This window comes from Mucilaginibacter sp. UYNi724, assembly GCF_054057495.1.
In genome coordinates, this window is sequence record NZ_JBSRZI010000003.1 from 206,211 (window position 1) to 231,747 (window position 25,537).

A 25,537-nucleotide genomic window follows, 5' to 3' on the forward strand; every position below is an offset into this window, starting at 1 on the left:
TTTTTAAATTATGAAAAGGTTTAGGTTGTTACTCTTTATAAAAGAACCATTTGGTCAATTCTTTAAAGCTTGCTTTTTTGCCGTACATCAAAATACCAACACGGTAAATGCGGGCAGCCACATAGGTGGTGAACAAAAAGCCGATGACCATCATAAACATCGATAGCGCTAATTGCCAGTCGGGCACGCCGCCAAACGGAATCCTCACCATCATGGCAACCGGGGCAGTAAACGGGATCATAGATAGCCAAACCGCCAGCTGACCATCCGGCGCCCTAAATAATACCGTTACTGATAGTATGTAGGTGAACAACAGGGGCAGGGTTATAGGGAACATAAACTGCTGTGTTTCTGTTTCGCTGTCTACAGCAGAGCCTACCGCTGCAAATAGCGCACTGTAAAGCAGGTAGCCTGTTATAAAGTAAAACAAAAAGCAGCCCAGTATATAGCCGAACGGTATGTTTTGCAGCGTTTGTAAAGCGCCCATTATCCCGCTTGTAGGGCTGTCACCTGCAATTTTTGTGGCAATTATCGATAGTACTATCCACGCCGTAAACTGGGTTAGCCCTACCAGGCCCACACCAATAATTTTACCCAGCATCAGCTGAAATGGCTTTACCGACGAGATAATAACTTCGATTATGCGGCTTGTTTTTTCCTCAATAACTCCACGCATTACCTGCGCGCCGTATATAAACAGCGACATATAGATCAATATCGCGCAAGCAATACCAACCCCCATGGATGTACCCACATCTGCATCTTTTGTACCGGACTCGGTTACCTCCAGGGCACTTACACTCACTTTATTTCTTTTAGCCTGGTTAAGCAGGGCGGTATCAATATGGTTAGCCAACATGGTGTTGTTTGATGCTATCTCGTTCATCTGGTTCTCTACCTCGCCGGTGAGCGTAAACGATGGTTTCTTTTTTGAAAAGAACTGCACCGGCGTTTTGGCGTAATTTTTTGAGATGAGCAGTATTGAAAGGTCTTCGTTATCCTTTAACCCGGCTTTGGCCTTTTCAATAGGCTCATTGGTAGGGATGAATTGGATGTTTTTAGCATTTTTTAATTTGCCCTCAAATAAATGGCTTTGGTCTATTACCTTAACTATTTGTGGCCTGCTGAGTACGTCGCTATCTTTTGCAACATAAGCGATAAGCTTGGTCATGCCGGCCAGTAGCAAGGGCACCGCCAACAGCATCACAATAAAGGCCTTTTTGCGCACGCGGGTAATGTACTCGCGTTGTATAATAAGTAATACTTTATTCATGGCTTAGGCTATTAGGTTTACTTTTTCGATAAAGATCTCGTTCATGCTCGGGATAACTTCCTGCAACATATTGATGCGTGTTTTTGGCAGCAAGTATTGCAACACGTCATTAGCGCTGTTGTTGCTCAGCTTTAGCTTAATGGTGTTGCTATTATCTTCGCCGGTGGTTTCACTCAATATCTCAAAAGGCTGCGAACCATCAAACGCAAGTTGCTCACCGGTATATTCTACCAGGTAAGTTTCGTTTTTGTAAGAGTTGCGGATATGCTTAACCCGGCCATCCAGGATCTTGTGCGATTTATGGATAAGAGCGATAGAATCGCATAGCTCCTCAACAGATTCCATGCGATGGGTAGAGAACAGGATGGTAGCACCTTGTTTATTTAATTCTAATATCTCGTTCTTTATCAATTCGGCATTAACGGGGTCAAAACCGCTGAACGGCTCGTCAAGGATGATCAGGTCGGGCTTGTGCAATACGGTAGCCACAAACTGGGCTTTTTGCTGCATTCCCTTTGATAGCTCTTCTATCTTTTTCTTCCACCAGGTTTCCATTTCCAGCCGCTTAAACCAAAATTTTAATCTTTTGGTTGCTTCGGCGCGGGTAAGGCCTTTTAAACGGGCCAGGTAGATCATTTGCTCGCCTATCTCCATTTTTTTGTAAAGACCACGTTCTTCGGGCAGGTAACCGATCCGCTCGATGTGCGACTGGTTCAATTTTTCGCCGTTGAAGAACACCTCGCCGCTATCCGGCGCTGTAATTTGATTAATGATACGGATGAGTGAGGTTTTGCCCGCGCCATTTGGCCCAAGCAGGCCAAATATTTTACCGCTTTCTACCTCAAGGCTCACATCGTCTAACGCGCGGTGGCCGGCGTATTGTTTAACAATGTTGCGAATGCTTAGCATAACTGGGTTAAGTTTTATGCTAAATTAGATATTACGGGGCACTTATTGTTACAATATTCTTTTTAGGAATAGTGTTTGAACATGCTATATGTAGCGGCTTTTTGGTGTTTAGGGATTATTGGCAGTAATTATTAACTTTAAAACATGAACCTCGATCTGGAAATAGAATTTAGTAAAGCACCGATATTACTGGAAGTAGATAGCCTAAAGAAACAAATTGACGCTATGCGACCATTGCCTGCTGATGTAGAAGGCCGTGTAATGCAGAAACTACGCCTTGATTGGAACTATAATTCAAATGCTATTGAGGGTAATAAATTAAGTTACGGTGAAACCGTAGCTTTTTTAATGGAAGGAATAACTGCAAAAGGTAAACCTTTAAAAGACCATTTGGATATTAGGGGGCATAATGAAGCTATACACTTCCTTACTGATTTAGTGAAAGATGGACGAGGTATTTCTGAAGCTGATATTAGGGCTTTACACAAGATGATTTTGGTAGAGCCTTACCAGGTTGATGCACAAACTGCGGATGGTGCGCCCACTAAAAAGACAATAAAGTTGGGCAAATATAAAGCGATGTCAAACCATGTGCAAACAGCCACAGGCGAAACACATTACTATGCTACACCCGAAGAAGTGCCTGCGAAGATGCAGGGTTTGATCGAGTGGTATAAGGAAGCGAACAGCTTTGAAAACATTCACCCGGTTGTAGTTGCTGCTTTATTTCATCACAAATTTGTTTCCATTCACCCATTCGATGATGGTAATGGAAGGCTTTCCAGAATATTGATGAACCTGATTTTGATGCAAAAAGGTTTTCCGCCTGCCGTTATAAGAATGGATGATAGAAAGAATTATTATTCCTTATTAAGCAGGGCAGATAGTAATGAGAATTGGCCTTTTGTGGAATATATATTAGAGCGAGTTCAAGGTTCTTTAAATGTTTATTTAAAAGCAATTAGCGGAGGAGATATTGATGAGGATGAAGATATCGATAAGGAAATAGCTTTACTCCAGATGCAATTTAATAAAGAATTAATCTCTAATCTTAAAAAAGATTCATATTCAATTGAGCAAATTCTGATAGGATCTATTGTTCCGTTACTTCGAGAAATAAATATAAAATTAAGTGGCTTTGATGCATATTTTTTTGATAAAAGCAATTTTTTAGTTTTCCCTATTTCTACAATACTCGGAAACTTTAATGTTAATATAGATTTAGATGATAAATTTCCAATTATTTATCAAAATCAAATAATCCAAAAAAAATATATTCCTGATGAAATCAAAGTTTTTATAGTTTTCGAGGAATATAAAAACATAGAGAATCGGTTTAGTTTAGGAATCAACACAAAAATCCTTTTCAACGAATTTAATTACTCTATAATTGTTGATAATGAAACTATAGTTAGTAAGCCTTATAATAAAAGCCTTGATTTAGGTGATAGAGATAAAATAATTAAACGAATATTAAAATATTTTAAACAGCAAATGGAAATCAAACTACAAAGCCCAAAATCTAATTGATTTCAGGCTATAGTTTTATTTTAGACTTTCCTTACTCAAAGTATTCCTTCATCCGTTCGAAAAAGCTTTTTTCGTTTTTGCCGGGGTTGGGTTTAAAGTTTGGCGAGGCTTGTAGTTTTTCTAATGCTTCGCGCTCTTCGCGGCTCAGGGCTTTTGGCGTCCAGATGTTGATGTGGATCAATTGGTCGCCGCGGTGATATGAGTTTACCTCAGGTACTCCTTTGCCTTTAAGGCGCAATATTTTGCCACCCTGTGTGCCGGGCTCCAGTTTTATTTTTGCTTTACCATCAATGGTAGGCACTTCTATACTTGTACCCAGTGCTGCATCAACAAAGTTTACATGCAGGTCGAATATCACATTGTTACCGTCGCGTTTTAAAGTTTCGTGAGGGATCTCCTCGATCAGGATGATCAAATCGCCGGGCACACCACCGCGCGGGGCAGCGTTACCTTTGCCGCTCATGCTTAGTTGCATGCCTTCGCTTACACCTGCAGGTACGTTTATGGTAATGGTTTCTTCGCCACGTGTAACACCTTCGCCATGGCAAACCGTACATTTTGAGGTAATAGTAGATCCTTCGCCATTACAGGTAGGGCAGGTGCTGGTGGTTTGCATCTGGCCCAAAATAGTATTGGTTACCCTGCGTACAGCACCCTGGCCGCCACAAGTTTTACACGTTTGAAACGATGATTTATCTTTAGCACCTGTGCCGTCACAGGTTGTACAAAGTATCTGCTTATTTACTTTTATCTTCTTTTCGGCACCGTTGGCTATCTCTTCTAAAGAAAGCCTTACTTTGATGCGCAAGTTACTGCCACGGGCAACCCTGCGGCCACCACCCTGGCGGCCACCGCCACCACCACCAAAGAAACCTTCAAACGGGCTACCCCCGCCAAATATATCACCAAACTGGCTAAATATGTCGTCCATATTCATGCTGCCACCACCGTAACCACCGCCACCGGCCGAGCCTGCGTTTGCCGCATGGCCAAATTGGTTATAGCGCTGGCGTTTTTCGGGGTTGCTTAAAACCTCGTAGGCTTCGGCAGCTTCCTTAAACTTTTCTTCAGCTTCTTTATCGCCCTCGTTTTTATCGGGGTGATATTTAATAGCCATTTTACGATATGCCTTTTTTATTTCATCGGCCTCTGCACCTTTGCTAATCCCCAGCACATCGTAATAATCTCTCTTAGCCATTGTTTATTAATTATAGGTACTATATTTTATTTCGAATGTCGAATTTTCAATTTCGAAATTGTTTTTATTGTCAAATTCATCAAATGTTCAATGTTGTAAATTCGAAATTGAACATCCGAAATTCGAAATCATTTACGCTCCAACAATTACTTTGGCGAAACGGATAACTTTCTCGTTAAGCTCGTAACCTTTTTCCATTTCATCAACTACCTTGCCCTTCATATCATCTGTAGGCGCAGGGATGTTGGTGATAGCTTCGTGCAAGTCAGGGTCAAACGTGGTACCTATAGATTGCATTTCTTTTAAACCCTTTTGAGTTAAAAGGTTTTTCAGTTTGTGCTGTATCAAAGTAACTCCTTCTTTGACCGGTCCAACATCGGTAGTGTTATCCATAGCACGTAAAGCACGTTCAAAATCGTCTAATACAGGCAATAGCGCAACAATAATGTCTTTACCCTCGGTTTTGCGTGCATCCTCTCGCTCCTTAATGGTACGGCGGCGGAAGTTGTCAAACTCGGCATATAACCTTAAATATTTATCGTTGGCCTGGCTAAGCTCTTCTTTATGTTTTTCTTCAACAGAAGGACCATCTTCAGTAGTTTCCGCAGTTTGTTCCTGTCCGTCAGCTTCGATGTTTTCGTTAGCCACCTCGGCGGTATTTTCAGGGGTTTCTGAATTTCCTTTATTTTTTTTCTTTAGCATGTCGTTAAAATTCATAGCAAGTAGTGCTAATCAAGTATCCTGCCATCGGTCTAAACCCGACAAGCTGGCAGTAGTCAATTAAAAATTCGGTTAAGTTTGCAGATGGGGCATTGGTTGGCAGTTTTTAGTTGGCAGTTTTGCACCATGCAAAACTGCCAACTAAGAACTGCCTATCGCGTCTGATTAAGCTATCTGTACGTCCTCTAAAACCTTACCATTCTCGCATTTAATGATTCGCGATGGGAAGGTGCGGATGATGTGATAATCGTGTGTGGCAACTACAACAGCGGTACCGCTCTGGCTAATTTGTTTGAGCAGCAATACAATTTCTTCGGATGTATCCGGGTCAAGGTTACCGGTAGGCTCATCGGCCAATATGATTTCGGGGTTGTTAAGTAATGCACGGGCAATAACCACGCGCTGCTGCTCGCCACCCGATAATTCATGAGGCATTTTCTTCAGTTTGGAGCGAAGGCCCACCTTTTCCAGTACGTCTAAAATGCGGTCGGCAATTTGTTTTTTATCGTCCCAACCGGTTGCGCGCAACACGAAATGCAGATTTTGCTCAACCGAGCGATCTGTCAGCAATTGAAAATCCTGAAAAACTATGCCCAGTTTACGGCGCAGGTAGGGTACATCTTTGGTGGCAAGTTTACTTAACTCGTAACCACAAGCGTGGCCTGTACCGCTGGCAATGTTAAGGTCGCCATAAATAACTTTCAGCAAACTGCTTTTACCTGATCCTGTTTGGCCAATAAGCCATACAAAATCGCCTTTATCTATATGCAGGTTAACGTTCGATAAAACCAGGTGCTTTTGCTGAAAAATATCAACGTTATTTAGTTTTATAATAGAGTTTCCAATCATCTTATTTACAGCTCTAATTTTAATATTTTACCAAAGGGCAGGTCATTAACAACGCCCATAATGTATTCGTACTTATCGGTAAGGCCAATTTTTTCTAATGATTTTTCGGGCCTATCCACCCTAAAGTATGCCAGCAGCGTAAACTTATCGTCGCGCAGCTGTACGTAGTCGGGTATTTTGGCAACGCCTTTTACTTTAATAATGTACATTTTGTTGAGTTTAAAGTATAAGGTTTAAAGTTAAATAACACTTTTTACTTTAAACTTTTGGCTTTTACTTACTCCCCCAAAGGTATTGTAATTTTAAAGATTTGACAAAAATTCCATCGTATCTACACCATCGGCATAATCCCATAGTTGCGGGTGCTGGCTTTGGCCGAAAGTTACCACCTGGTTTTCTGTTTTTATGTCAGCATTTGTTACGATGCATTGCAGGTTTTCGCTTTGCTCTGCTAATTGTTGCTGGGCTGATGCCAGATCAGCATAATTATCATAGAACAGGCAAGCAAGGGGCGATGTTAAACGGGTATCTTGTTTCAATAGCAGGAAGCCGTTATCAAGGTGCTTATCGCCATTTACGAGGTATATAGATTTATTATAGTCGTAATTATTGTTGTACTTGTGGTGATTAATAATAGGCGCAAAATGCTCTATCGATTCAAAGAAGAAGTTGAATACATAACCTTCGGGCACTAACACCTTAGATACATTGCGGCAGCCAAGGCCAAAGTAATCGAAAATGTCATGGCCCAAAGCCGCTAATTGTTCGGCAGTTTCGTCGCCGGTAAGCAAAGCAATACTGTTACGATTTTTGCGGATAATGTTGGGCACCTTGCCAAAATAGTAATCAAAGTAACGCGAGGTATTGTTGCTACCCGTAGCGATGATGGCGTCGAAATTTTCTAACCGTTCTACAAAGCTAAATTTATCGGCATAAGAGGCATCAATTTCTACCAGCTTGTAAAGCACATATTTTATAAGCCGCGAATCCTGCGATGACGCCTTTATAAGCGCATGGTTGCCCGTTGCCAATACACAAAGTACATCATGAAAACCCACCAGTGGAATATTACCTGCAAGTACCAAACCTACCTTTTTATTGCTGCCAGGTATAATGTTATAATTAGACAGCCATTTTTCAAGGTCGGCTTTGTTTAGCATTTCGCCATTGGCTTTAACTGCGTTTAATACACTTTCGGGCGTAAACCAGGCGTTATACTGGCGCTCTGTCTCTATTACTTCCATCAGCCTAAAATCGGGCTCGGCAAGCAATTTTCCCAGTGCCGAAAATATATTTATTGTATCTGTACTATTAAATTTTGACATATATATGTTAACGAGCTAAACCCTTGAAGCCTTTTTTTGTTATATTTGCAGAGCGCTATTATAGGGCAAAGGTAAATAGAATACTACAAGAATATTTAAATAATATGGCGATTATAATCACCGATGAATGCATAAACTGCGGGGCCTGCGAACCAGAGTGCCCAAATAATGCTATTTATGATGCAGGTGCTGCGTGGCGTTTTAGCGACGGTACAGATTTAAAAGGGATAATTGATTTTGGCGACGGTAATACCTTAAATGCCGAAGAAACTCAGGCCGCATTGTCAGACGATATATATTATATAGTTCCTGATAAATGTACCGAGTGTGTTGGCTTCCACGACGAGCCGCAATGTGCTGCTGTTTGCCCGGTTGATTGCTGTGTAGATGACGAAGATGTACGCGAAACTGAAGAAGAGCTGCACGCCAAAAAAGATTGGTTGCACCAGAACGGATAATTAAAAAAATATTTATTTTGAAAGGGGAACGCAGATAATGCTTTCCCCTTTTTGTTTAACAAAAGTTTATAACTAATTTACGGGATAATCTGTGATTGTAACACATGGAATACGGGATCTGTAATTTAGCTATTGTACCCCTGCGCGCCGAACCTAACGACCGTAGTGAAATGGTATCGCAGGTTTTATTTGGCGAAGCTTTTGAGATATTGGAGTGGAAGGATAAGTGGGTTCAAATTACCACCGCTTACGACAATTATACCGGTTGGATAGACCGTTTGCAATTTGTTATGCTTGCCCACCTGGCGTATAAACGCCTTTTACAAACCCCGCCGCCGGTAACTTTTGGCGCTGTTACCCAAGCTTGGAAAATTATAGATAATACGGTAGTCCATCTTCCTGCTGGTGCCTCCCTTGCTTTTTTAGAAGGTACAACCAGTTATATTGGGAACCAAAAGTTTGAAATAATTGGCACTATAGGAGATACCAATAGTATATTAAATATCGCCCAAACATTTTTAAATGCACCTTATTTATGGGGAGGCCGCACGCATTTTGGGATAGATTGCTCGGGCTTTACGCAGGTGGTTTACAAATTGAGGGGAATAGTTTTAAAACGTGATGCTTCACAACAGGCAGAGCAGGGCGAATTGGTAGACTCGGTTTTAAAAGCAAAACCCGGCGACCTGGCTTTTTTCAATAACCCCGAAGGCCGTATTACCCATGTAGGTATTATTATGGGTGGCGGCAAAATTATTCATGCATCTGGGAAAGTCAAGATAGACTCTATTGACACCGAGGGTATTTATTCGGAAGAACTGAAACGCCATACTCACCGGCTTAAAGCGGTGAAACGATACTTTTAAAAGTGTCTCGGTATTTAAAGTAAATGCCGCACTAATCGTCAAACTGATGGGGATATTTTAAAAATCTATATTCCAAACGATTATCCTTTTATCATCACCGGCAGAGAGTAATTGATGCCCATACCAAGCCAGTTTATTGATTGAAAGTGAATGGCTGGCGTAACCTTTTTCCCTGCTGATGATCTTTCGGAGTCTAAAATCGACCGCATCCCAAATTTTTATGCTCTTGTCCATACTCGCTGTTGCAAAATAAGGCCGGGTAGGATGAAACAGGATATGATTAACCGCGAAGAGGTGCGCAGGGATATTTTGAATGAGCGTGTAGGTTTTCAGATCCCAGATCTTTACCTGTGCATCCCGCGCGCCGGAGACGAGATAATCTCCGGACGGAGAATATTGTAATGAGAAAACTGCCATGGTATGGCCAATCAAAGCTTTAATGAGGCTGTAATCCTCCAGGTCGTAAATTACTACACGGCTATCGCGGCAGCCAAAAGCAATGCGGTCCTGGGCAGGGTTTATGGCAATGCAGCGCACGGTATCGTTTGATACCTGGATGCTGTGCAGCAATGCTAACGTTTTTAAACTCCATACCGATACGGTGCCATCCTCGGATGCTATAAGCAATTCATCCTTTTTTGCAGATGATTTGATATCAAAAATAGGTTTAACGTGGTGCCTTAACCGATGGGTTATTTTTTGCTCTATAAAGTTAAAAACCAACACCTCGCCGCTGCGTAATCCCGCAAAAACCAATGGGTAACCTGCAGGGCAGTGGATAGCATAAATGGATGCCATTACCGGAAACATCACTTTGATAAACAAGTTAGTTTCCAAACTCCATTCCACAAGGCCTTTATCATTGCCGCCACTAAACAATATCCCCGGCTTTTGAGAAAGCTCCAGACTAAATATAGGGTTGCTATGGCCGGTTAATTCGGCTAATTTTTGTACTTCCATTTCAGTTTGCAGTGCGCGGTTCTCAGTTTGCAGTCTTGTTGGTCTGTCAATGCAAACTTATAACTGCCAACTATTTATGTCTCTGCTCTAAATTCTTCGCGATGCGCTCCAAATTTAAGCCTTTTTCTTTTAGCAGTACCAATAGGTGGAACATCAGGTCGGATGCTTCGTCAACCAATTCTTCCTCGGTTTCGTACAAGGCGGCTATCACTACCTCAACGCCTTCTTCGCCGACTTTTTGGGTGATCTTTTTCAGCCCTTTTTTGCGCAATTTATTGATGTACGAATCCTCAGTAGGGTTTTCGTATCTGTCAGTAATGATATTTTCCAGCTGCATCAAAAAGTTTTGGTTGTAATCCGTTTTAAAACAGCTGCGTGAGCCGGTGTGGCAGGTAGGTCCATCGGCTTTAACTTTTATCAGGATGGTATCATTATCGCAATCGATATGCATACTTTTTACATGCAGAAAGTTTTGGCTGGTTTCGCCCTTGGTCCACAGTCGGTTTTTTGAGCGCGAAAAGAATGTGACGATGTTTTCTTGCGCGGTCTTATCGTATGCTTCCTGGTTCATGTAACCCAGCATCAGTACCTCAAGCGTTTGCTCGTCCTGTATAACTACCGGCACTAAGCCGTCCGTTTTATTAAAGTCGATGTTCATAGTTCTTTATTTTTATCCCTCTTGAGAGGGGGCGGGAAGGATAGTGCGTCGGGCGGGGTGTGTTAATCAAGCGACGAACACACCCCTAACCCCTCTCAAGAGGGGAAACAGTTTTACACCCTTACCTCAATATTATTCTCTCTTAAAACCGATTTCAGATCGGGTATCAGTATCTCTCCATAGTGAAATACAGAAGCTGCCAGCGCGGCATCTACGTTTGTTTTTTGGAACACATCCACAAAATGCTGTACCGAACCTGCACCACCTGATGCTATTACCGGGATGTTAACCGTATCATTAACTAATTTAAGCAAACGGTTGTCAAACCCGGCCTTTGTACCATCGTGATCCATAGAGGTTAGCAGAATTTCGCCAGCTCCGCGGCTCTCGGCCTCTTTTATCCAGTCTAAAGTCTGTTTTTCTGTTGGCAACCGCCCGCCATTTAGGTGTACAATATTTTTATCGCCAATTACCCTTGTATCAACTGCGATCACCACAAACTGTACGCCAAAGGCTTTTGCCAGTTCGTCTATCAATGCCGGGTTACGTACCGCTGCCGAGTTGATGGAGATCTTATCGGCACCCGCGTTCAACAGGGCATCTGCATCGGCAATTTCGTTAATGCCACCACCAATGGTAAATGGGATGTTGATCTGTCTTGCTACCGATTTAACCAGCTCCACCATAGTTTTGCGGCGTTCTACAGTGGCTGTAATATCCAGGAACACCAATTCATCGGCACCTTGATGCGAGTAGTTCCAGGCCAGTTCTACCGGGTCGCCGGCATCGCGCAGGTCAACAAAGTTAACACCTTTTACAGTGCGGCCGTCTTTAACGTCAAGGCAAGGGATAATTCTTTTAGTTAACCCACCGGAGCCCCCTAACCCCCTGAAGGGGGAATTTAATTCCATTTGTATAGTTGTCAATACTTTTTCTAATTGATTGAATATTTCCTGATTACTAAACCGCAAAATTTTGAATCCATCTGATTCAAGATGCTTTTGTCTTATCAAATCATTTGCAGCCACTTCTGGCAGTTGATGGATATTTCCATCTAATTCTATAATCAGTTTATATTTATGACAATAGAAATCTGCAATATAAATACCCAGTGGATGCTGCCTTCTAAATTTTACACCAAGTTGGTTTCCTTTTAAATAACCCCAAAGAACTGTTTCAGCTTGGGTCATGTTATACCGCAATGCCTCAGCATTTTTAAATAGAAGATGATTAGCGCCTAAAAAGAGTTTCTTACTCATTGCTATTCAAAAACTCCCCCTTCAGGGGGCCGGGGGGCTTATTAGATAGACATCAAGCTTTCCAGATTCCAATTTTTAATTTCTTCGATGCTGATGTGGTTTTCGTAAATGGCTTTACCTACAACGCAGGCTTCAACCTTTATTTTGCTCAGATCTTCAATATCAGTCATTGAGCTTACACCACCCGACGCGATCAGTTTAATGAACGGCGAATGGTCCAGCAGTTTGCTGTATAGGTCTACACCTGCACCGCCCAGTTTGCCATCTTTATTGATATCGGTACACAAGAAACGGAAGAAACCAAGTGCCAGGCACTTATCCACGTAATCCATTAATTTTATGGGAGAGCTTTCCATCCAGCCCGAGTATTTGATCACCTCGTCCAATACGTCGATGGCAATAACCACCTGGTCGCTGCATTTATCGCGGCCGCAAATGGCTTTGCTCAGGTCTTCCAGGAAAGCCGGGTTGGTGATGGCTTGCGTACCCACAATAACGCGGTGTACGCCTGCATCAATCAATTCCTTAACTTTATCTATACTGCGGATACCACCGCCGTACTGCACCTGCATATCTGTTTTGCGGATCACATCAAACAGGTATTGCTGATTACTAAAATCGTTTTTAGCGCCGTTAAGGTCAATTATATGGATGAAATTTGTACCGTTACTCTGGTACCTTTCTATCATTTCTTCGAGGGTAACATCGTATTCTGTAACCTGCTGGTAGTCGCCCTCGCGCAGGCGCACAACTTTTTTATTCAGAATATCAATGGCAGGAATAATATACATGTTTTATATTTTAGAGAAGTTTTTTAATAATGTTTCGCCATACGGCCCCGACTTTTCCGGGTGAAATTGTACACCGTAAAAGTTATCATGCCAAATTGATGCCGAAAATTTATTTATGTAACTGGTTGAAGACAAAGTGAATGATTGATCGTACTCAATAAAGTATGAATGTACGAAGTAAAAGTGTGACCCAAGGGGTATATTTTCAAATAAGGGATTTTCTTTTTCAGCGAATACCTGGTTCCACCCGGTATGTGGTACCTTAAAATTGGCCTGATGAGGAAATTTTAAGGTTTTTATCGGGAACAGGTTCAGTAAATTAGCATCGCCTTCTTCGCTATAAGCGGTAAGTAATTGCATGCCCACGCAGATTCCCAAAGTAGGTTTTTTAAGTGCTTTAATAGCAGGTACAAGTCCCGTTTGTTCCAATTTGTGCATGGCAGCACCCGCATGCCCTACACCCGGAATAATATAACGGTCGAACTGTTCAAGATCAGCCTTGGTGTTCACCATGCCATAGGCAATGCCCAGCCGCTGTAAAGCAGCAGTAAGCGAGAAGATGTTCCCGGCGCCGTATCTTATTATACCTATCATATTTATAAGAGTCAAGATATAAGAGTCAAGAATTAAGAACGCTTCATATCTTGCTTCTTGATTCTTGTCTCTTGATTCTATTCTACAAAAGCCCTTTAGTACTTGGTAAAACCATTTTGTTAACGTCGCGCTTTACGGCCATTTTTATGGCTTTGGCAAAGGCTTTAAATATAGCTTCTATTTTGTGATGTTCGTTTTGCCCTTCGGCTTTAATGTTTAGGTTACATTTCGACGCATCGCTGAACGATTTGAAAAAGTGGTAGAACATCTCTGTAGGTACGTCGCCAACTTTCTCTCTGTTAAATACGGCATCCCACACGATCCAGTTTCTGCCGCCGAAATCTATAGCGGCCTGCGCCAGGCAATCGTCCATTGGCAGGCAGAAACCATAACGCTCGATCCCCATTTTATTGCCCAGTGCGGTCGCGAAAATCTCACCCAAGGCAATGCCGGTATCTTCAATGGTATGATGTTCGTCAATATGCAGGTCGCCCTTGGCGGTAACCTCCAGGTCAATGCTGCCGTGGCGGGCAATCTGATCCAGCATGTGGTCAAAAAAGTGCAGCCCTGTTGATATTTTGGCTTCGCCCGTGCCGTCGAGGTTTATTTTGATGCGGATGTCAGTTTCTTTAGTAACCCGGCTGTGCTCAAAAACACGCTGGCCAAGTTTCAGGAACTCATAAATTTCTTTCCAGTCGATAGTTTGCAGGGCTACAACACCGTCAATATCACTATCAATCTGCGGTTTAAATTCCCCATCGCCTAAGCCCGACTTATTGTTTATCCAAATGGATTTTGCACCCAGGTTTTTAGCCAGCAGCACGTCGTTTTTGCGGTCGCCAATGGTAAAGGAATTTGCAAGGTCGTATTTGCTTCCGTCAAGATATTTGGTCAATAATCCGGTCGCCGGTTTACGGGTGGGGGCATTATCTGCCGGGAAGGTGCGGTCTATCGCTTGGTCCGAAAAGTGTACGCCCTCGTTCTCAAACGTTTTAAGTATGAAGTTGTGAACGGGGTAAAAAGTATCCTCGGGATAAACGGCTGTGCCTAAACCATCCTGGTTGGTAACCATTACCAACTCAAAATCAAGCTCGTCAGCTATTTTTGGGAGGTATTGCAAAGCGCCGGGAAAAAACGTCAGCTTCGCGAACGAATCTATCTGCTCATCGGGAGTTTCGTTGATGATGGTACCGTCGCGGTCAATAAAAAGTACTTTTTGCAGCTTAGTCATTGTTATTTGTATTGCTGTAGGGTTTCTGTCAGTGTCTTATTTTCATCAGGAGTGCCGATGGTAATGCGCAGGCAGCCTTCGCAGAGCTCGACCTTAGAGCGGTCGCGGATGATGATGCCATGCTGTACCAGAAAATCGTAAACGCCACGTGCATTGATAGTTTTTACCAGGATGAAGTTGGCATCAGACGGGTAAATGTCCAGCACGAAATCAAACTCCTTTAAAGTGAGCACCAGTTTATCGCGTTCCTGCAAAGTTTCCTTTATCCACTCGTTCACCTGCGCTACGTTGCCCAATGCTTCGAGTGTTAAAAGCTGCGAAGCTTCGTTAACATTATAAGGCGGCTTCACCTTGTTCATCACCTCGATGATCTCCTCGCTGGCGAAAGCCATACCCACTCGTAAACCTGCCAATCCCCATGCTTTAGAAAGGGTTTGCAACACCACGAGGTTACTGTATTCGGTAAGTTCTTGTATAAATGTTTTTTGGCGACTGTAATTAATATACGCCTCATCAATCACAACGATGCCGTTAAAATTTGCCAATAGGGTCTCGATATCATCGCGATTGATGGAATTGCCCGTTGGGTTATTGGGTGAGCAAATGAAGATCAATTTGGTGTTTTTGTCGATAGCCTCGGCAATGCCCTCAAGGTCTAACTGGTATTCTTCGGTAAGCAAAACCTTTTTAGCCTCAACATCATTGATGTTGGCCGATACCTGGTACATGCCGTAAGTTGGCGGTACGATGACCACGTTATCGACCCCCGGGTTACAAAAACTGCGGAATAGGATATCGATAGCCTCATCACTGCCGTTGCCCAAAAATATGTTACGCACCGGTAACCCTTTAATAGCACTTAAACGCAGCTTTACCTGGTGCTGCATTGGGTCGGGGTAACGGTTATAGGCATTGCTAAGCGGCGAACCGTAAGCGTTTTCATTGGCATCCAAATACACACTTGCCTCACCGGTGTACTCATCACGTGCGGACGAGTATGGGATTAGGTTTTTGATGTTTTCGCGTAGAATGTTGTTTAACTCGAACATTGTATTCTTTTTAATTCCGTCCGTCATTGCGAGGTACCTCGCAATGACGCGCTTTTTAATATTTATTTATTCATCCTCACACTCACCGCATTCCTGTGCGCGTGCAGGCCTTCCATTTCGGCCAGTATCTCTACAGATGGGCCGATATTTTGGATCCCTTCTTCCGTTAAATGCTGAAAGGTTATTTTCTTCACAAACGAATCTACCGATACACCCGAATATGCCCTTGCATAACTGCTGGTTGGAAGTGTGTGGTTGGTGCCGGATGCATAATCGCCGGCACTTTCCGGGGTTAAATTCCCCAGGAAAACAGAGCCGGCATTAATGATCTTTGGCGTTAATTCTTTCCATTTTTCGGTCGCTAAAATTAAGTGTTCAGGCGCGTACTCGTTACTAAAATCCATCGCCTCATCCAGGTTTTGGGTGATGATGATGTAGGAGTTATCCAACGCTTGCTTAGCGATCTCGGCACGTGGTAAAACGGCCAGTTGTTTCTGCACTTCGGCCAGGGTTCTATCGGCAATATCCTGCGAGGTACACACCAGTATCGACTGGCTGTCTATCCCGTGCTCGGCTTGTGCAAGCAGATCGGCGGCTACATAGACTGGCTGGGCAGTCCTATCGGCAATAACCAATACTTCGGACGGTCCTGCAGGCATGTCTATCGCGGTTGTGGTAGTGCTTTGTATAATGGTTTTGGCCTTGGTTACAAACTGGTTACCCGGCCCAAATATCTTATCTACCTTAGTGATAGTTTCGGTACCGTAAGCCATGGCCGCTATAGCCTGCGAGCCACCTGCAAGATATACCTTTTCAATACCCAACATCAATGCGACGTAAGCTATAAAGGCATTAACCTTACCGTTTTTTTGCGGCGGCGAGCAAACCACAATTTCCCTGCAACCCGCTATTCGTGCCGGGATACCCAGCATCAGAAAAGTAGATGGTAAAACAGCGGTGCCGCCGGGGATGTAAAGGCCAACTTTTTCAATAGCCCTTAACTCGCGCCAGCAGGTTACACCCGGCATGGTTTCCACCTTGTCCTCGGGTTTTATTTGTGCTTTGTGGAATTTATAAATATTGGAATAAGCCACCTGTAATGCTTCCTGCTGGTCTTCAGTAACTGCCGCTGCCAGTTCTTCCAGTTCGGCTTTGTCCAGGTAAAGTTTGGTCAGGTCAACCTTATCAAACTGGCTGGCGTAGTCAATAAGTGCGCCATCGCCGTTTTGCTTAACTTGTTCTATAACCCCCTCCACCAAAGTGCGGATCTCGTTGGCAGGGTCAACATTACGTTGAACCAGGCGGGCGATATCTATTTTACTTAAGTCAGAATAATTGAATGTCTCCATTTCAGTTTGCAGTTATCAGTTGGCAGTTGGCAATGAGCTTTTTGAACTAACTGCAAACCGGCAACTGCCTACTTATAATATTATCTTCTCTATTGGCATTACTACAATACCTTGCGCGCCGGCTTGTTTAAGCTGGCTTATGCGGTCCCAAAAATCACGCTCGGGTATAACGGTGTGTACAGCAACCCAATCAGCCTCGGCCAATGGTACTACCGACGGGCTTTTTACACCAGGCAACAATGCGATAACCGCGTCAAGATTTTTGCGCTCTACATTCAGTACTACATACTTGGTTTCCTTTGCACGCAATACGGATTGGATTCGCTGGATCAGTTCCTTGATCAGGTCTTCATTTTCGCTGCCTTTTTGGCCTATCAATACCGCCTCGCTGCTCATCACATCCGCAAATGGAACAAGTCCGTTGCTTTTTAATGTGCCACCTGTAGATACCAGGTCACAGATAGCATCACTTAAACCTAAACCTGGCGAGATCTCTACCGAACCCGATATAGTGCGGATATCTGACGTAATACCTTGCTCTTTTAGGTATTTACCGAGAATGACAGGGTAGGTGGTAGCGATAGCTTTGCCATTAAGCTGATCTAAAGCGGTGATGCTGTTGTTGTTTGGCACAGCTATTTTTAACGAGCATTTACCAAAGCCAAGCTTTTGCAGGTAGCTAACTTCCACCTCAGTTTCTTGTATTACGTTTTCGCCAACTATGCCCAGGTCGGCAATGCCGTCTTGCACGTATTCGGGGATGTCATCATCACGCAGAAAAAGGATCTCTAACGGAAAATTCGATACGGGGGAGATAAGCGAGCTCTTATAATTTTCAAAATTAAGGCCGCAATTTTTTAATAATTCAACGGATTTTTCGTTGAGCCGACCCGATTTCTGGATCGCTATTTTTAATGTTTTCACAAATTGATTTTTAGGAAATGAATATAAACGGAGGACGATATTTCGCGTAGAAACATATATTATCTGATCACCACATGGTGGTGATGGTGCAGATGTAAATAATATGTGTTAAGTCCGTTCATTTTTTTGTATTGCTGCTATGGGTTAGCGATGCAAATATATAGCCTATTTTATTAAATCAAAATTTTATATGAAATTGATTATCAAAAATATAATTTTAAGTGCGGTTTTTTATAAGAATGGCAATATGTATAAGTGCTTATGTAATTTTGTCTAGACTTTAATTTGTTGAATTAAGAAATTTACAGAAACAAAATTTATCAAGTCAAATTCGCAAATTCAATTAATTTGGGTTCAGACTATCATACTCATAAATAGCACCCTCTTCAAACTGCTTAATTACCTTTAGTTTTTTTACCTTTTGGATGTCTTTTATATTAATGAGTTCCGGGTTCTCAAGGTTGTTGAACCAGATGAGGTAGAAGCGTTTTATCTTGTAAAATTTCTCCACATCCTTTTTAAAGAATTTGTGCGGCACCAGGTATGATGACATGCCCGAGAAAAAGTAAACCGCTTCGTGGGCATCAGAGTAGATGCCCACTTTAGGAGCAAACATGCCTTTATCTATCGTTTTTAAATATTTGGCAAATTCCGAATCCATCCAATCGTTATCGGTGTAGCCGGGATTGCCGTATTCGTCGGCTATTTGGTCTTTATAACGCTGGTTATCTACCAAAAATATCTTGGTGATATAACCCAGCATCATCAGTATGAATATAGCGGCTACGGCTGTGCGGATGCGTTTATCCATAACCCTTTTGAGGAGCAAGAGCCCCCAACTGGTGTAACCCCATAAAGCGGGTATGTAAATAGGGGCCAACAAGCGCGGGTTGATCCGCTCGTACCGCGAAAAGGTGGACGACAGCACAATAAACAACCCGTAAACCAACGCGAAGGTGATAGCAATATTCTCAAAATTATCCAATTTGCGGCGGGTAAAGTTAAAGGCAAGCGCAACTATAAATCCAACCAAAATAACTATCCCCAGCGGCAAGGCAAAAATGGTGTACATATTGGGCGTCATGCCCATCCACTCGCAAAACACGATACCAAAATAGTAAAGGTTTTGGCTGAACGAGGTTATCGAAGGTTCCCTCGGGCCGGTTACGGTGCCGGTATGTAAAGCGTTAAACGTAAGGTTGGCAACCAATAATGAAATACAAACAACGCCGTATATCAATATATGGCCTATTTTTTTCTTTATAGGTAGTTTCCTGTCCAATAATAATAATAAACCGCCTGTGCCCACAATGGTTACCGCGGCATAGCGCGTTACACAAGCCACCGCGGCAATTCCGGCGGCAAATATCAGCCATTTGCCCGCGTGGGTAAGCAGATACTTGCGAAAAACGATGATAAACAGTAGCACTTCCAGAATAAAAAGCGTCTCCGACCATAGGTAGGAGTACACCTGCAGCAAGCCGGGGTTTAAAATGATGGCGGCCAGCACCAGCCATTTATATATATGCGATGATGGTTCAAAGCGCGACATGATCCACCCGCTGGTGAATATCAGCGTGGCAAACATAAACATGTTAAGCACCGCCCCATATGCAACGGGGTCTGTCTGGCTTACAAAGCTGATGACGCCTAAAAACAGCGGGTAAAATACCGGGAAATCAACAATAGGGATGTTATTGAACGTATGCAACGTACCATGGGCAACAAAACTACGGGCGGCGCTTGTGTACATAATAGAATCGGGCGAAATGCCTATGCCGCTATAAATGGTAAACAGGTATATGGCATAAAATGCTATGGCGGCGAACAGTAGCGTGTCGTAATTTTTTAATTTGTCGGGTATCTGCATTAATATCTTTTACTGTTTGTCGGCAGGTTCCAAATTTTGGATCCACCTGTTTAATAGGGCCTCGGGGCTTTCCATGCCAACGTCGTCCATCAATTCGGCAAAGTAAGCACAAATACGCGTTTTATCGTCTGCATCAAGTTCGGCATAAAAACCATTAAAGCGCGATAACCCCAGCTTTACATCCTCCACAAACTTCTTCTGTGATGGCCCGTTGTTCAACGTTCTTACAAAGTCATCAGCAGCAACGTTTAAGATGTTATTTAGTTTGGATTGCAGCTCGGGCTTAGACAAACCGCGGTAATTGATCTCACCGGTTTCGGGTTTAAGCTTGGCCTTTATCTTAAATTGCTGTAGCTGCTGTTTGGCCTGGTAATTTTCATCCTGTGCCGATGCTGTGGCAGATACAAAAGCTACTACCATCAATACGATAAAAGATATTTTCTTCATGGATATTATGCTATCTGATCCAAAATAGTGCTTATTGGCTGGTCGCTATCTATTAAAATGCCTTTTACGCCGGCAGCTGTGCCTGCTTCCACGTCACGTTCGCGGTCGCCAATAAAATATGACTGTGATGGGTCAACGTTATATTTCGCTATTCCCTGTAAAAGCAGGCCCGGTTTTGGTTTGCGGCAATCACAGTCGCCGGTAAAGTTGGGGTGGTGGGGGCAATAAAAAAAGTCGGTTATTTCCACACCGTGTTCCTGGTAAACCTGTTTTAAGTGGGCGTGCATTTTGCCAAGTTCGGTTTCATCGTACCAGCCTTTGGCAAGGCCGCCCTGGTTGGTGGCTACCAGCAGCATGTACCCGCGGTTTTGCAATTCCTTAAGCGCGTCAAAGTTATCCAGCACGTGGAAGTCTTCAAGCTTACAAACGTAATCGCCCATTTCTCGGTTCAAAACCCCGTCCCTGTCTAAAAATACCGCTTTAATTTTACTGGCCATATATTATAATGTGTAAGTGCTTTTCGGCAAAATTAGATTATTATGTTTATTTGCTATGTGTGCATATTAAATAAACGTTAAGAATTATTAAATTCATACATAAAGTATATGATTATTGTCGACTTAATAATTGAATTGCAAAAAAACGCCATTTTTTTGATAAATTTAAAAAAATAAGCATCTATTTTATAAAAATATGAAAATTTGGTAATTTCGTTATTACCCGCGTCACTAATAAGCGGATAAAATAATGGATCAAACAGATGGCAACCAGCAGGGCCTTTACAGGTCGGAATTTGAGCATGATTCCTGCGGAACAGGGTTTATAACACATATAAACGGTCATAAATCGCACAGTATTGTTAGCGATGCACTCACTATGTTGGAGAACATGGAGCACCGCGGTGCGTGTGGTTGCGACCCCGAAAGTGGCGATGGCGCAGGCATCCTCATTCAGCTTCCACACGAGTTTTTGATGGAAGAATGCTCTGACCTGGAGATAAGTTTGCCGGAACCGGGCGAGTACGGTGTAGGCATGTTATTCTTCCCTAAAGAGCCTGCTTTAAAAAAGGCAAGCCGCAAAATAATTGCTGCCGCAATAGAAAAACTGGGCTTTACTTTACTGGGTTACCGTAAGCTGAATGTTGACTCATCTGTAATAGGCGAAACTGCCCGCCAGGCCGAGCCGGACAGCGAACAATTGTTTGTTGCGCGCCCCCGCGCCGTTACCAATGCCGAAGATTTTGAGCGTAAATTATACGTATTACGCCGCTATATAAATAAAACCGTTACTGAAACTATCCCGGCAGCAGCCGAGCATTTTTACTTTACCTCGTTCTCTTGTAAAACCATTATTTACAAGGGGCAGGTAACCACTTACCAACTGCGTAAGTACTTCCCGGACCTGGCTGATCCCCGCGTTACGTCGGGCCTGGCTTTGATCCACTCACGTTTCTCAACCAATACCTTCCCGTCGTGGAAACTAGCGCAACCGTTCCGCTTAATTGCGCACAACGGCGAGATCAACACCTTAACCGGTAACCTTAACTGGTTCTATTCGGGCGTAAAATCTTTCGCATCGGCCTATTTCACTAACGAGGAAATGGAGATGCTCTTACCGGTTATTGATAACAACCAATCGGATAGCGCCTGTTTGGATAACATTATCGAGATCCTGCTGCACACGGGCCGCTCATTACCACACGTGATGATGATGCTGATACCCGAGGCTTGGGACGGCAACGAACAAATGGACCCGGTTAAAAAGGCGTTCTACGAATACCATGCCACCTTAATGGAGCCATGGGATGGGCCGGCTGCTATCAGCTTTACCGATGGTAAACTGGTTGGTGCCTTGCTTGACCGTAACGGCCTGCGCCCGCTTCGTTTTGTGATCACCAATGATGGCCGCGTTATAGCAGCATCAGAGGCCGGTACGTTAAAGATCGACGAAAGCACGGTTATCCGCAAAGGTCGCCTGCAACCGGGTAAAATGTTGCTGATAGATACCGAAAAAGGCAAGATCATCACCGACGAAGAAATTAAGAGAGAAATAAGCGGCCAGCAGCCTTATGGCACCTGGTTAGATAATTATAAGATTCGTTTGGGCGAACTGCCCGAGCCTCGTTTATCATTCGCCAGCCTGAGTGCTGACGCTGTTTACCGCTACCAGCAGGTATTTGGTTATAGCCGCGAGGATATAGATACCATCATCAAACCAATGGCTTTGGATGGTAAAGAACCAATCGGCTCTATGGGTACAGATGTGCCGTTGGCGATATTGTCTGATAAACCACAGCACCTTTCCAGCTACTTTAAGCAATTTTTCGCCCAGGTTACCAACCCGCCGATAGACCCTATCCGCGAGCGTTTGGTAATGAGTTTGGCTACCTTTATAGGTAACAATGGTAACTTGCTTGACGAGGATAAAATGCACTGCCATTGCGTTGTGCTTAACCACCCGATCTTAAAGAATCACCAGTTGGAGAAACTGCGGTCGATAGATACCGGGATGTTCCACGCTAAAACGCTGCAAACCTATTACAATGCAGACGGTAACGCCGGGTCGATGCAAAAAGGTATTGCCAGGCTTTGCCGCTATGCCGAAGATGCCGTTGATGATGGCTTTGAGGTATTGATATTGAGCGACCGTGCAATCGATTCCGAACACGCGCCTATCCCGATGCTTTTAGCGGTATCTGCAGTTCATCACCACCTGATCAAGAAAGGCCGCCGTGGCGCGGTAGGTATCGTAGCAGAAACCGGTGACGTTTGGGAAGTACACCATTTCGCTACTTTGCTGGCTTTTGGTGCTACGGCCATCAACCCGTACCTGGCACTGTCAACCATAGAAACGTTAAAGAACAACGGACAGTTAGAAACCAGCCTTGATATCAAAACGCTTAACAAAAACTATGTAAAATCGGTTAACGATGGCTTGCTGAAGATTTTCTCTAAAATGGGGATCTCTACATTGCAATCATACCACGGTTCGCAGGTGTTCGAGATCTTGGGATTGAACAAAGAGGTGGTAGACCATTACTTTACCGGTGCGGTTACCCGCATAGAAGGTTTAGGACTGGACGAGATCGCTAAGGAATCTCTTTGCAAACATAAAATTGGCTTTAACAGCCCTAAAACAGATAACCATTTATTACCCGAGGGTGGTATTTACCAGTGGAAACGCCGAGGCGAAGCCCACTTGTTTAATCCAACCACGGTCCATTTGCTGCAGCATGCAACCCGCAGCAATAGCTACAATGTATATAAGAATTATGCTGCCGCGATAAACGAGCAGTCAGATAAGCATTACACCATCCGTGGTTTGCTTGATTTTGCCCATCACCGCGAGGCCATTAGCATTGACGAGGTTGAACCGATAGAAAACATCATGACCCGTTTCGCGACTGGTGCCATGTCGTTTGGGTCTATCTCGCACGAGGCACACAGCACCATGGCTATTGCCATGAACCGCATTGGCGGCAAAAGCAATACCGGCGAAGGTGGCGAAGACGAGATGCGCTACGAGAAAATGGCTAACGGCGATTCGATGCGCTCGGCTATTAAACAAGTAGCATCAGCCCGTTTTGGGGTAACCTCAAATTACCTGACCAATGCCGATGAGTTACAGATAAAAATGGCGCAAGGCGCAAAGCCGGGCGAAGGTGGGCAATTGCCGGGCCACAAGGTTGACGACTGGATAGCTAAAACGCGCCACTCTACACCGGGTGTAGGTTTGATATCGCCGCCGCCACACCACGATATTTACTCTATCGAGGATCTGGCACAATTAATTTTCGATCTTAAGAACGCCAATCGTGCCGCACGTATCAACGTTAAGCTGGTATCAAAAGCAGGGGTAGGCACCATAGCAGCGGGGGTTGCAAAAGCACACGCGGATGTTATTTTAATTGCTGGATATGATGGCGGTACAGGTGCATCACCAATAAGTTCGGTTAAACATGCCGGCCTACCGTGGGAACTTGGCCTTGCCGAAGCACACCAAACATTGGTACGCAATAAACTGCGCAGCCGCGTGGTGTTACAAACAGACGGTCAGTTGAAGACAGGCCGTGATTTGGCTATCGCCACCTTAATGGGTGCCGAGGAGTGGGGTGTTGCAACCGCTGCCCTTGTTGCCGGTGGCTGTATCATGATGCGTAAATGCCACTTGAACACTTGCCCGGTTGGTGTGGCCACACAAGACCCTGAACTGAGAAAGTTATTCAGCGGTAGCCCGGATCACGTCGTAAACTTGTTCCGCTTTATGGCCGAGGAGTTGCGCGAGATTATGGCCGAGCTTGGTTTCCGTACCATTAACGAAATGGTTGGCCGCGTACAGTTCCTGAAGGTTAAAGAAAACTTAAAAAGCTGGAAAGCGAAAACCATCAATTTGTCGGCGATACTGCACCCGGTTACGGTAAGCAAAGGCAGCACGCTTTATAACAGCGAAAAACAAGACCACGGAATGGATGAGATCATCGACTGGGAATTGTTGAAAGCGGCTAAAGCAGCTCTGGAAGATAAAACACCGGTGTTCGCTACGTTCGATGTCATCAATGTAAACCGTACCATCGGCACGCTGTTATCAAACGAAATTTCGAAACGGTATGGTTCTGCAGGCTTGCCCGACAATACAATCAACTATAAATTTAAAGGATCGGCAGGGCAAAGCTTTGGTGCTTTCGCTGCAAAAGGGATCTCTTTTGAGCTGGAAGGCGAAGCGAACGACTACGTAGGTAAGGGGCTTTCGGGCGCGCAATTAGCCATCTATCCATCCGCAAACGCGACTTTTAAACCTGAAGATAATATCCTGATAGGTAACGTTGCCTTATACGGCGCAACAAGCGGCGAGTTGTATGTAAGAGGTATGGCCGGCGAACGTTTCGCGGTTCGTAACTCGGGCGCCACAACGGTTGTAGAAGGCATTGGCGACCATGGTTGCGAATATATGACCGGCGGCCGCGCGCTTATCCTGGGCGAAACCGGAAGGAACTTCGCGGCAGGTATGAGCGGTGGTTTAGCATGGATCTATAACCCTAACGGCACCTTTGCAGAAAACTGCAATACCGAAATGGTTGACCTTGATCCGTTATCCTTAAAAGACGAGGAGCAGATAACTACCTTGCTGAAGAAACACGTTAGTTTAACCGGCAGCAAGTTGGCGCAAAGCATCCTTAAGAACTGGGGTAAGGCATCAACGCAGTTCGTGAAAGTATTCCCTAAAGAGTACAAAAAAGTGTTAGAAAAATTAGAATATCAAACCGTAAGCTAAATATCA

The 25,537-nt window shown here is 43.8% G+C and carries 23 protein-coding genes and 1 pseudogene; 4 read left to right on the forward strand and 20 right to left on the reverse strand.

Annotated elements, in window-relative coordinates; genetic code table 11:
• Window positions 1–28: 28 nt before the first annotated feature.
• Entirely contained in the window at window positions 29–1,273 is a 1,245-nt protein-coding gene (locus ACVW0P_RS06245) for an ABC transporter permease (protein WP_457131312.1), read from the reverse strand.
• A 3-nt stretch (window positions 1,274–1,276) separates the two neighbouring features.
• Entirely contained in the window at window positions 1,277–2,182 is a 906-nt protein-coding gene (locus ACVW0P_RS06250) for an ABC transporter ATP-binding protein (protein ID WP_457131313.1), read from the reverse strand.
• 144 nt (window positions 2,183–2,326) lie between these two features.
• Here ACVW0P_RS06250 and ACVW0P_RS06255 point away from each other — a divergent pair, with 144 nt between their 5' ends.
• Entirely contained in the window at window positions 2,327–3,712 is a 1,386-nt protein-coding gene (locus ACVW0P_RS06255) for a Fic family protein (protein ID WP_457131314.1), read from the forward strand.
• A 31-nt stretch (window positions 3,713–3,743) separates the two neighbouring features.
• Here ACVW0P_RS06255 and dnaJ read toward each other — a convergent pair whose 3' ends face one another.
• The 5 genes from dnaJ to ACVW0P_RS06280 form a co-directional block, all read right to left on the reverse strand.
• Complete coding sequence (gene dnaJ, locus ACVW0P_RS06260) at window positions 3,744–4,910, reverse strand: molecular chaperone DnaJ (protein ID WP_457131315.1); 1,167 nt, start codon at window positions 4,908–4,910, stop codon at window positions 3,744–3,746.
• Between the two features lie 132 nt (window positions 4,911–5,042).
• A complete protein-coding gene (locus tag ACVW0P_RS06265; RefSeq protein ID WP_457131316.1) occupies window positions 5,043–5,627 on the reverse strand; it encodes a nucleotide exchange factor GrpE in 585 nt (194 codons plus the stop codon).
• A gap of 168 nt (window positions 5,628–5,795) precedes the next feature.
• Entirely contained in the window at window positions 5,796–6,479 is a 684-nt protein-coding gene (locus ACVW0P_RS06270) for a cell division ATP-binding protein FtsE (RefSeq protein ID WP_457131317.1), read from the reverse strand.
• A gap of 5 nt (window positions 6,480–6,484) precedes the next feature.
• Window positions 6,485–6,688, reverse strand: a complete 204-nt coding sequence (locus ACVW0P_RS06275) for a fructose-6-phosphate aldolase (protein WP_354429644.1) — start codon at window positions 6,686–6,688, stop codon at window positions 6,485–6,487.
• A 93-nt stretch (window positions 6,689–6,781) separates the two neighbouring features.
• A complete protein-coding gene (locus ACVW0P_RS06280) occupies window positions 6,782–7,804 on the reverse strand; it encodes an acyl-CoA reductase (RefSeq protein WP_457131318.1) in 1,023 nt (340 codons plus the stop codon).
• A gap of 104 nt (window positions 7,805–7,908) precedes the next feature.
• Here ACVW0P_RS06280 and ACVW0P_RS06285 point away from each other — a divergent pair, with 104 nt between their 5' ends.
• Window positions 7,909–8,262: a 4Fe-4S dicluster domain-containing protein gene (locus ACVW0P_RS06285; protein WP_323514632.1), complete on the forward strand. Its 354-nt coding sequence runs from the start codon at window positions 7,909–7,911 to the stop codon at window positions 8,260–8,262.
• Window positions 8,263–8,366: 104 nt separating this feature from the next.
• Window positions 8,367–9,128 carry a C40 family peptidase gene (locus ACVW0P_RS06290; protein WP_457131319.1) on the forward strand — a complete coding sequence of 254 codons (762 nt, stop codon included), beginning with the start codon at window positions 8,367–8,369 and terminating at the stop codon, window positions 9,126–9,128.
• Between the two features lie 57 nt (window positions 9,129–9,185).
• On the opposite strand, the gene ACVW0P_RS06295 is transcribed toward ACVW0P_RS06290, so the two are convergent.
• From ACVW0P_RS06295 to ACVW0P_RS06355, 13 genes and pseudogenes are all read right to left on the reverse strand, one after another.
• Window positions 9,186–10,088 (reverse strand): WD40 repeat domain-containing protein, encoded by a 903-nt coding sequence (locus tag ACVW0P_RS06295; protein WP_457131320.1) that lies wholly within the window; start codon window positions 10,086–10,088, stop codon window positions 9,186–9,188.
• A gap of 70 nt (window positions 10,089–10,158) precedes the next feature.
• Entirely contained in the window at window positions 10,159–10,746 is a 588-nt protein-coding gene (gene hisIE, locus ACVW0P_RS06300; protein WP_457131321.1) for a bifunctional phosphoribosyl-AMP cyclohydrolase/phosphoribosyl-ATP diphosphatase HisIE, read from the reverse strand.
• Window positions 10,747–10,859: 113 nt separating this feature from the next.
• Window positions 10,860–11,657, reverse strand: coding sequence for an imidazole glycerol phosphate synthase subunit HisF (gene hisF, locus ACVW0P_RS06305; RefSeq protein WP_457131503.1), 798 nt, complete (start codon window positions 11,655–11,657; stop codon window positions 10,860–10,862).
• Between the two features lie 3 nt (window positions 11,658–11,660).
• A pseudogene (locus ACVW0P_RS06310) lies at window positions 11,661–12,005 on the reverse strand (endonuclease domain-containing protein); the annotation flags it as partial.
• 41 nt (window positions 12,006–12,046) lie between these two features.
• A complete protein-coding gene (locus tag ACVW0P_RS06315; RefSeq protein WP_457131322.1) occupies window positions 12,047–12,796 on the reverse strand; it encodes a 1-(5-phosphoribosyl)-5-[(5-phosphoribosylamino)methylideneamino]imidazole-4-carboxamide isomerase in 750 nt (249 codons plus the stop codon).
• A gap of 3 nt (window positions 12,797–12,799) precedes the next feature.
• The gene (hisH, locus tag ACVW0P_RS06320; RefSeq protein ID WP_457131323.1) at window positions 12,800–13,390 is read right to left on the reverse strand and encodes an imidazole glycerol phosphate synthase subunit HisH; all 591 of its coding nucleotides are present in this window, start codon (window positions 13,388–13,390) and stop codon (window positions 12,800–12,802) included.
• A gap of 82 nt (window positions 13,391–13,472) precedes the next feature.
• Complete coding sequence (hisB, locus tag ACVW0P_RS06325; protein ID WP_457131324.1) at window positions 13,473–14,621, reverse strand: bifunctional histidinol-phosphatase/imidazoleglycerol-phosphate dehydratase HisB; 1,149 nt, start codon at window positions 14,619–14,621, stop codon at window positions 13,473–13,475.
• Window positions 14,622–14,623: 2 nt separating this feature from the next.
• A complete protein-coding gene (gene hisC / locus ACVW0P_RS06330; RefSeq protein ID WP_457131325.1) occupies window positions 14,624–15,670 on the reverse strand; it encodes a histidinol-phosphate transaminase in 1,047 nt (348 codons plus the stop codon).
• Window positions 15,671–15,732: 62 nt separating this feature from the next.
• Window positions 15,733–17,019, reverse strand: a complete 1,287-nt coding sequence (gene hisD / locus ACVW0P_RS06335; protein WP_457131326.1) for a histidinol dehydrogenase — start codon at window positions 17,017–17,019, stop codon at window positions 15,733–15,735.
• A gap of 72 nt (window positions 17,020–17,091) precedes the next feature.
• On the reverse strand, window positions 17,092–17,943 hold the full coding sequence (gene hisG, locus ACVW0P_RS06340) for an ATP phosphoribosyltransferase (RefSeq protein WP_457131327.1): 852 nt from the start codon (window positions 17,941–17,943) through the stop codon (window positions 17,092–17,094).
• 343 nt (window positions 17,944–18,286) lie between these two features.
• The gene (locus ACVW0P_RS06345) at window positions 18,287–19,813 is read right to left on the reverse strand and encodes a hypothetical protein (RefSeq protein ID WP_457131328.1); all 1,527 of its coding nucleotides are present in this window, start codon (window positions 19,811–19,813) and stop codon (window positions 18,287–18,289) included.
• 9 nt (window positions 19,814–19,822) lie between these two features.
• Window positions 19,823–20,260 carry a DUF4844 domain-containing protein gene (locus ACVW0P_RS06350; protein WP_457131329.1) on the reverse strand — a complete coding sequence of 146 codons (438 nt, stop codon included), beginning with the start codon at window positions 20,258–20,260 and terminating at the stop codon, window positions 19,823–19,825.
• 5 nt (window positions 20,261–20,265) lie between these two features.
• The gene (locus ACVW0P_RS06355; protein ID WP_457131330.1) at window positions 20,266–20,757 is read right to left on the reverse strand and encodes a D-glycero-alpha-D-manno-heptose-1,7-bisphosphate 7-phosphatase; all 492 of its coding nucleotides are present in this window, start codon (window positions 20,755–20,757) and stop codon (window positions 20,266–20,268) included.
• 250 nt (window positions 20,758–21,007) lie between these two features.
• On the opposite strand from ACVW0P_RS06355, the gene gltB reads away from it, so the two are divergent.
• Window positions 21,008–25,531: a glutamate synthase large subunit gene (gene gltB / locus ACVW0P_RS06360; RefSeq protein WP_457131331.1), complete on the forward strand. Its 4,524-nt coding sequence runs from the start codon at window positions 21,008–21,010 to the stop codon at window positions 25,529–25,531.
• Window positions 25,532–25,537 lie beyond the last annotated feature (6 nt).

Coding starts and splice junctions, on each gene's coding strand:
- ACVW0P_RS06245 (WP_457131312.1), bottom strand. CDS start 1,273: ATGAATAAAGTATTACTTATTATACAACGCGAGTACATTACCCGCGTG.
- ACVW0P_RS06250 (WP_457131313.1), bottom strand. CDS start 2,182: ATGCTAAGCATTCGCAACATTGTTAAACAATACGCCGGCCACCGCGCG.
- ACVW0P_RS06255 (WP_457131314.1), top strand. CDS start 2,327: ATGAACCTCGATCTGGAAATAGAATTTAGTAAAGCACCGATATTACTG.
- dnaJ (WP_457131315.1), bottom strand. CDS start 4,910: ATGGCTAAGAGAGATTATTACGATGTGCTGGGGATTAGCAAAGGTGCA.
- ACVW0P_RS06265 (WP_457131316.1), bottom strand. CDS start 5,627: ATGAATTTTAACGACATGCTAAAGAAAAAAAATAAAGGAAATTCAGAA.
- ACVW0P_RS06270 (WP_457131317.1), bottom strand. CDS start 6,479: ATGATTGGAAACTCTATTATAAAACTAAATAACGTTGATATTTTTCAG.
- ACVW0P_RS06275 (WP_354429644.1), bottom strand. CDS start 6,688: ATGTACATTATTAAAGTAAAAGGCGTTGCCAAAATACCCGACTACGTA.
- ACVW0P_RS06280 (WP_457131318.1), bottom strand. CDS start 7,804: ATGTCAAAATTTAATAGTACAGATACAATAAATATATTTTCGGCACTG.
- ACVW0P_RS06285 (WP_323514632.1), top strand. CDS start 7,909: ATGGCGATTATAATCACCGATGAATGCATAAACTGCGGGGCCTGCGAA.
- ACVW0P_RS06290 (WP_457131319.1), top strand. CDS start 8,367: ATGGAATACGGGATCTGTAATTTAGCTATTGTACCCCTGCGCGCCGAA.
- ACVW0P_RS06295 (WP_457131320.1), bottom strand. CDS start 10,088: ATGGAAGTACAAAAATTAGCCGAATTAACCGGCCATAGCAACCCTATA.
- hisIE (WP_457131321.1), bottom strand. CDS start 10,746: ATGAACATCGACTTTAATAAAACGGACGGCTTAGTGCCGGTAGTTATA.
- hisF (WP_457131503.1), bottom strand. CDS start 11,657: ATGGAATTAAATTCCCCCTTCAGGGGGTTAGGGGGCTCCGGTGGGTTA.
- ACVW0P_RS06315 (WP_457131322.1), bottom strand. CDS start 12,796: ATGTATATTATTCCTGCCATTGATATTCTGAATAAAAAAGTTGTGCGC.
- hisH (WP_457131323.1), bottom strand. CDS start 13,390: ATGATAGGTATAATAAGATACGGCGCCGGGAACATCTTCTCGCTTACT.
- hisB (WP_457131324.1), bottom strand. CDS start 14,621: ATGACTAAGCTGCAAAAAGTACTTTTTATTGACCGCGACGGTACCATC.
- hisC (WP_457131325.1), bottom strand. CDS start 15,670: ATGTTCGAGTTAAACAACATTCTACGCGAAAACATCAAAAACCTAATC.
- hisD (WP_457131326.1), bottom strand. CDS start 17,019: ATGGAGACATTCAATTATTCTGACTTAAGTAAAATAGATATCGCCCGC.
- ACVW0P_RS06345 (WP_457131328.1), bottom strand. CDS start 19,813: ATGCAGATACCCGACAAATTAAAAAATTACGACACGCTACTGTTCGCC.
- ACVW0P_RS06350 (WP_457131329.1), bottom strand. CDS start 20,260: ATGAAGAAAATATCTTTTATCGTATTGATGGTAGTAGCTTTTGTATCT.
- ACVW0P_RS06355 (WP_457131330.1), bottom strand. CDS start 20,757: ATGGCCAGTAAAATTAAAGCGGTATTTTTAGACAGGGACGGGGTTTTG.
- gltB (WP_457131331.1), top strand. CDS start 21,008: ATGGATCAAACAGATGGCAACCAGCAGGGCCTTTACAGGTCGGAATTT.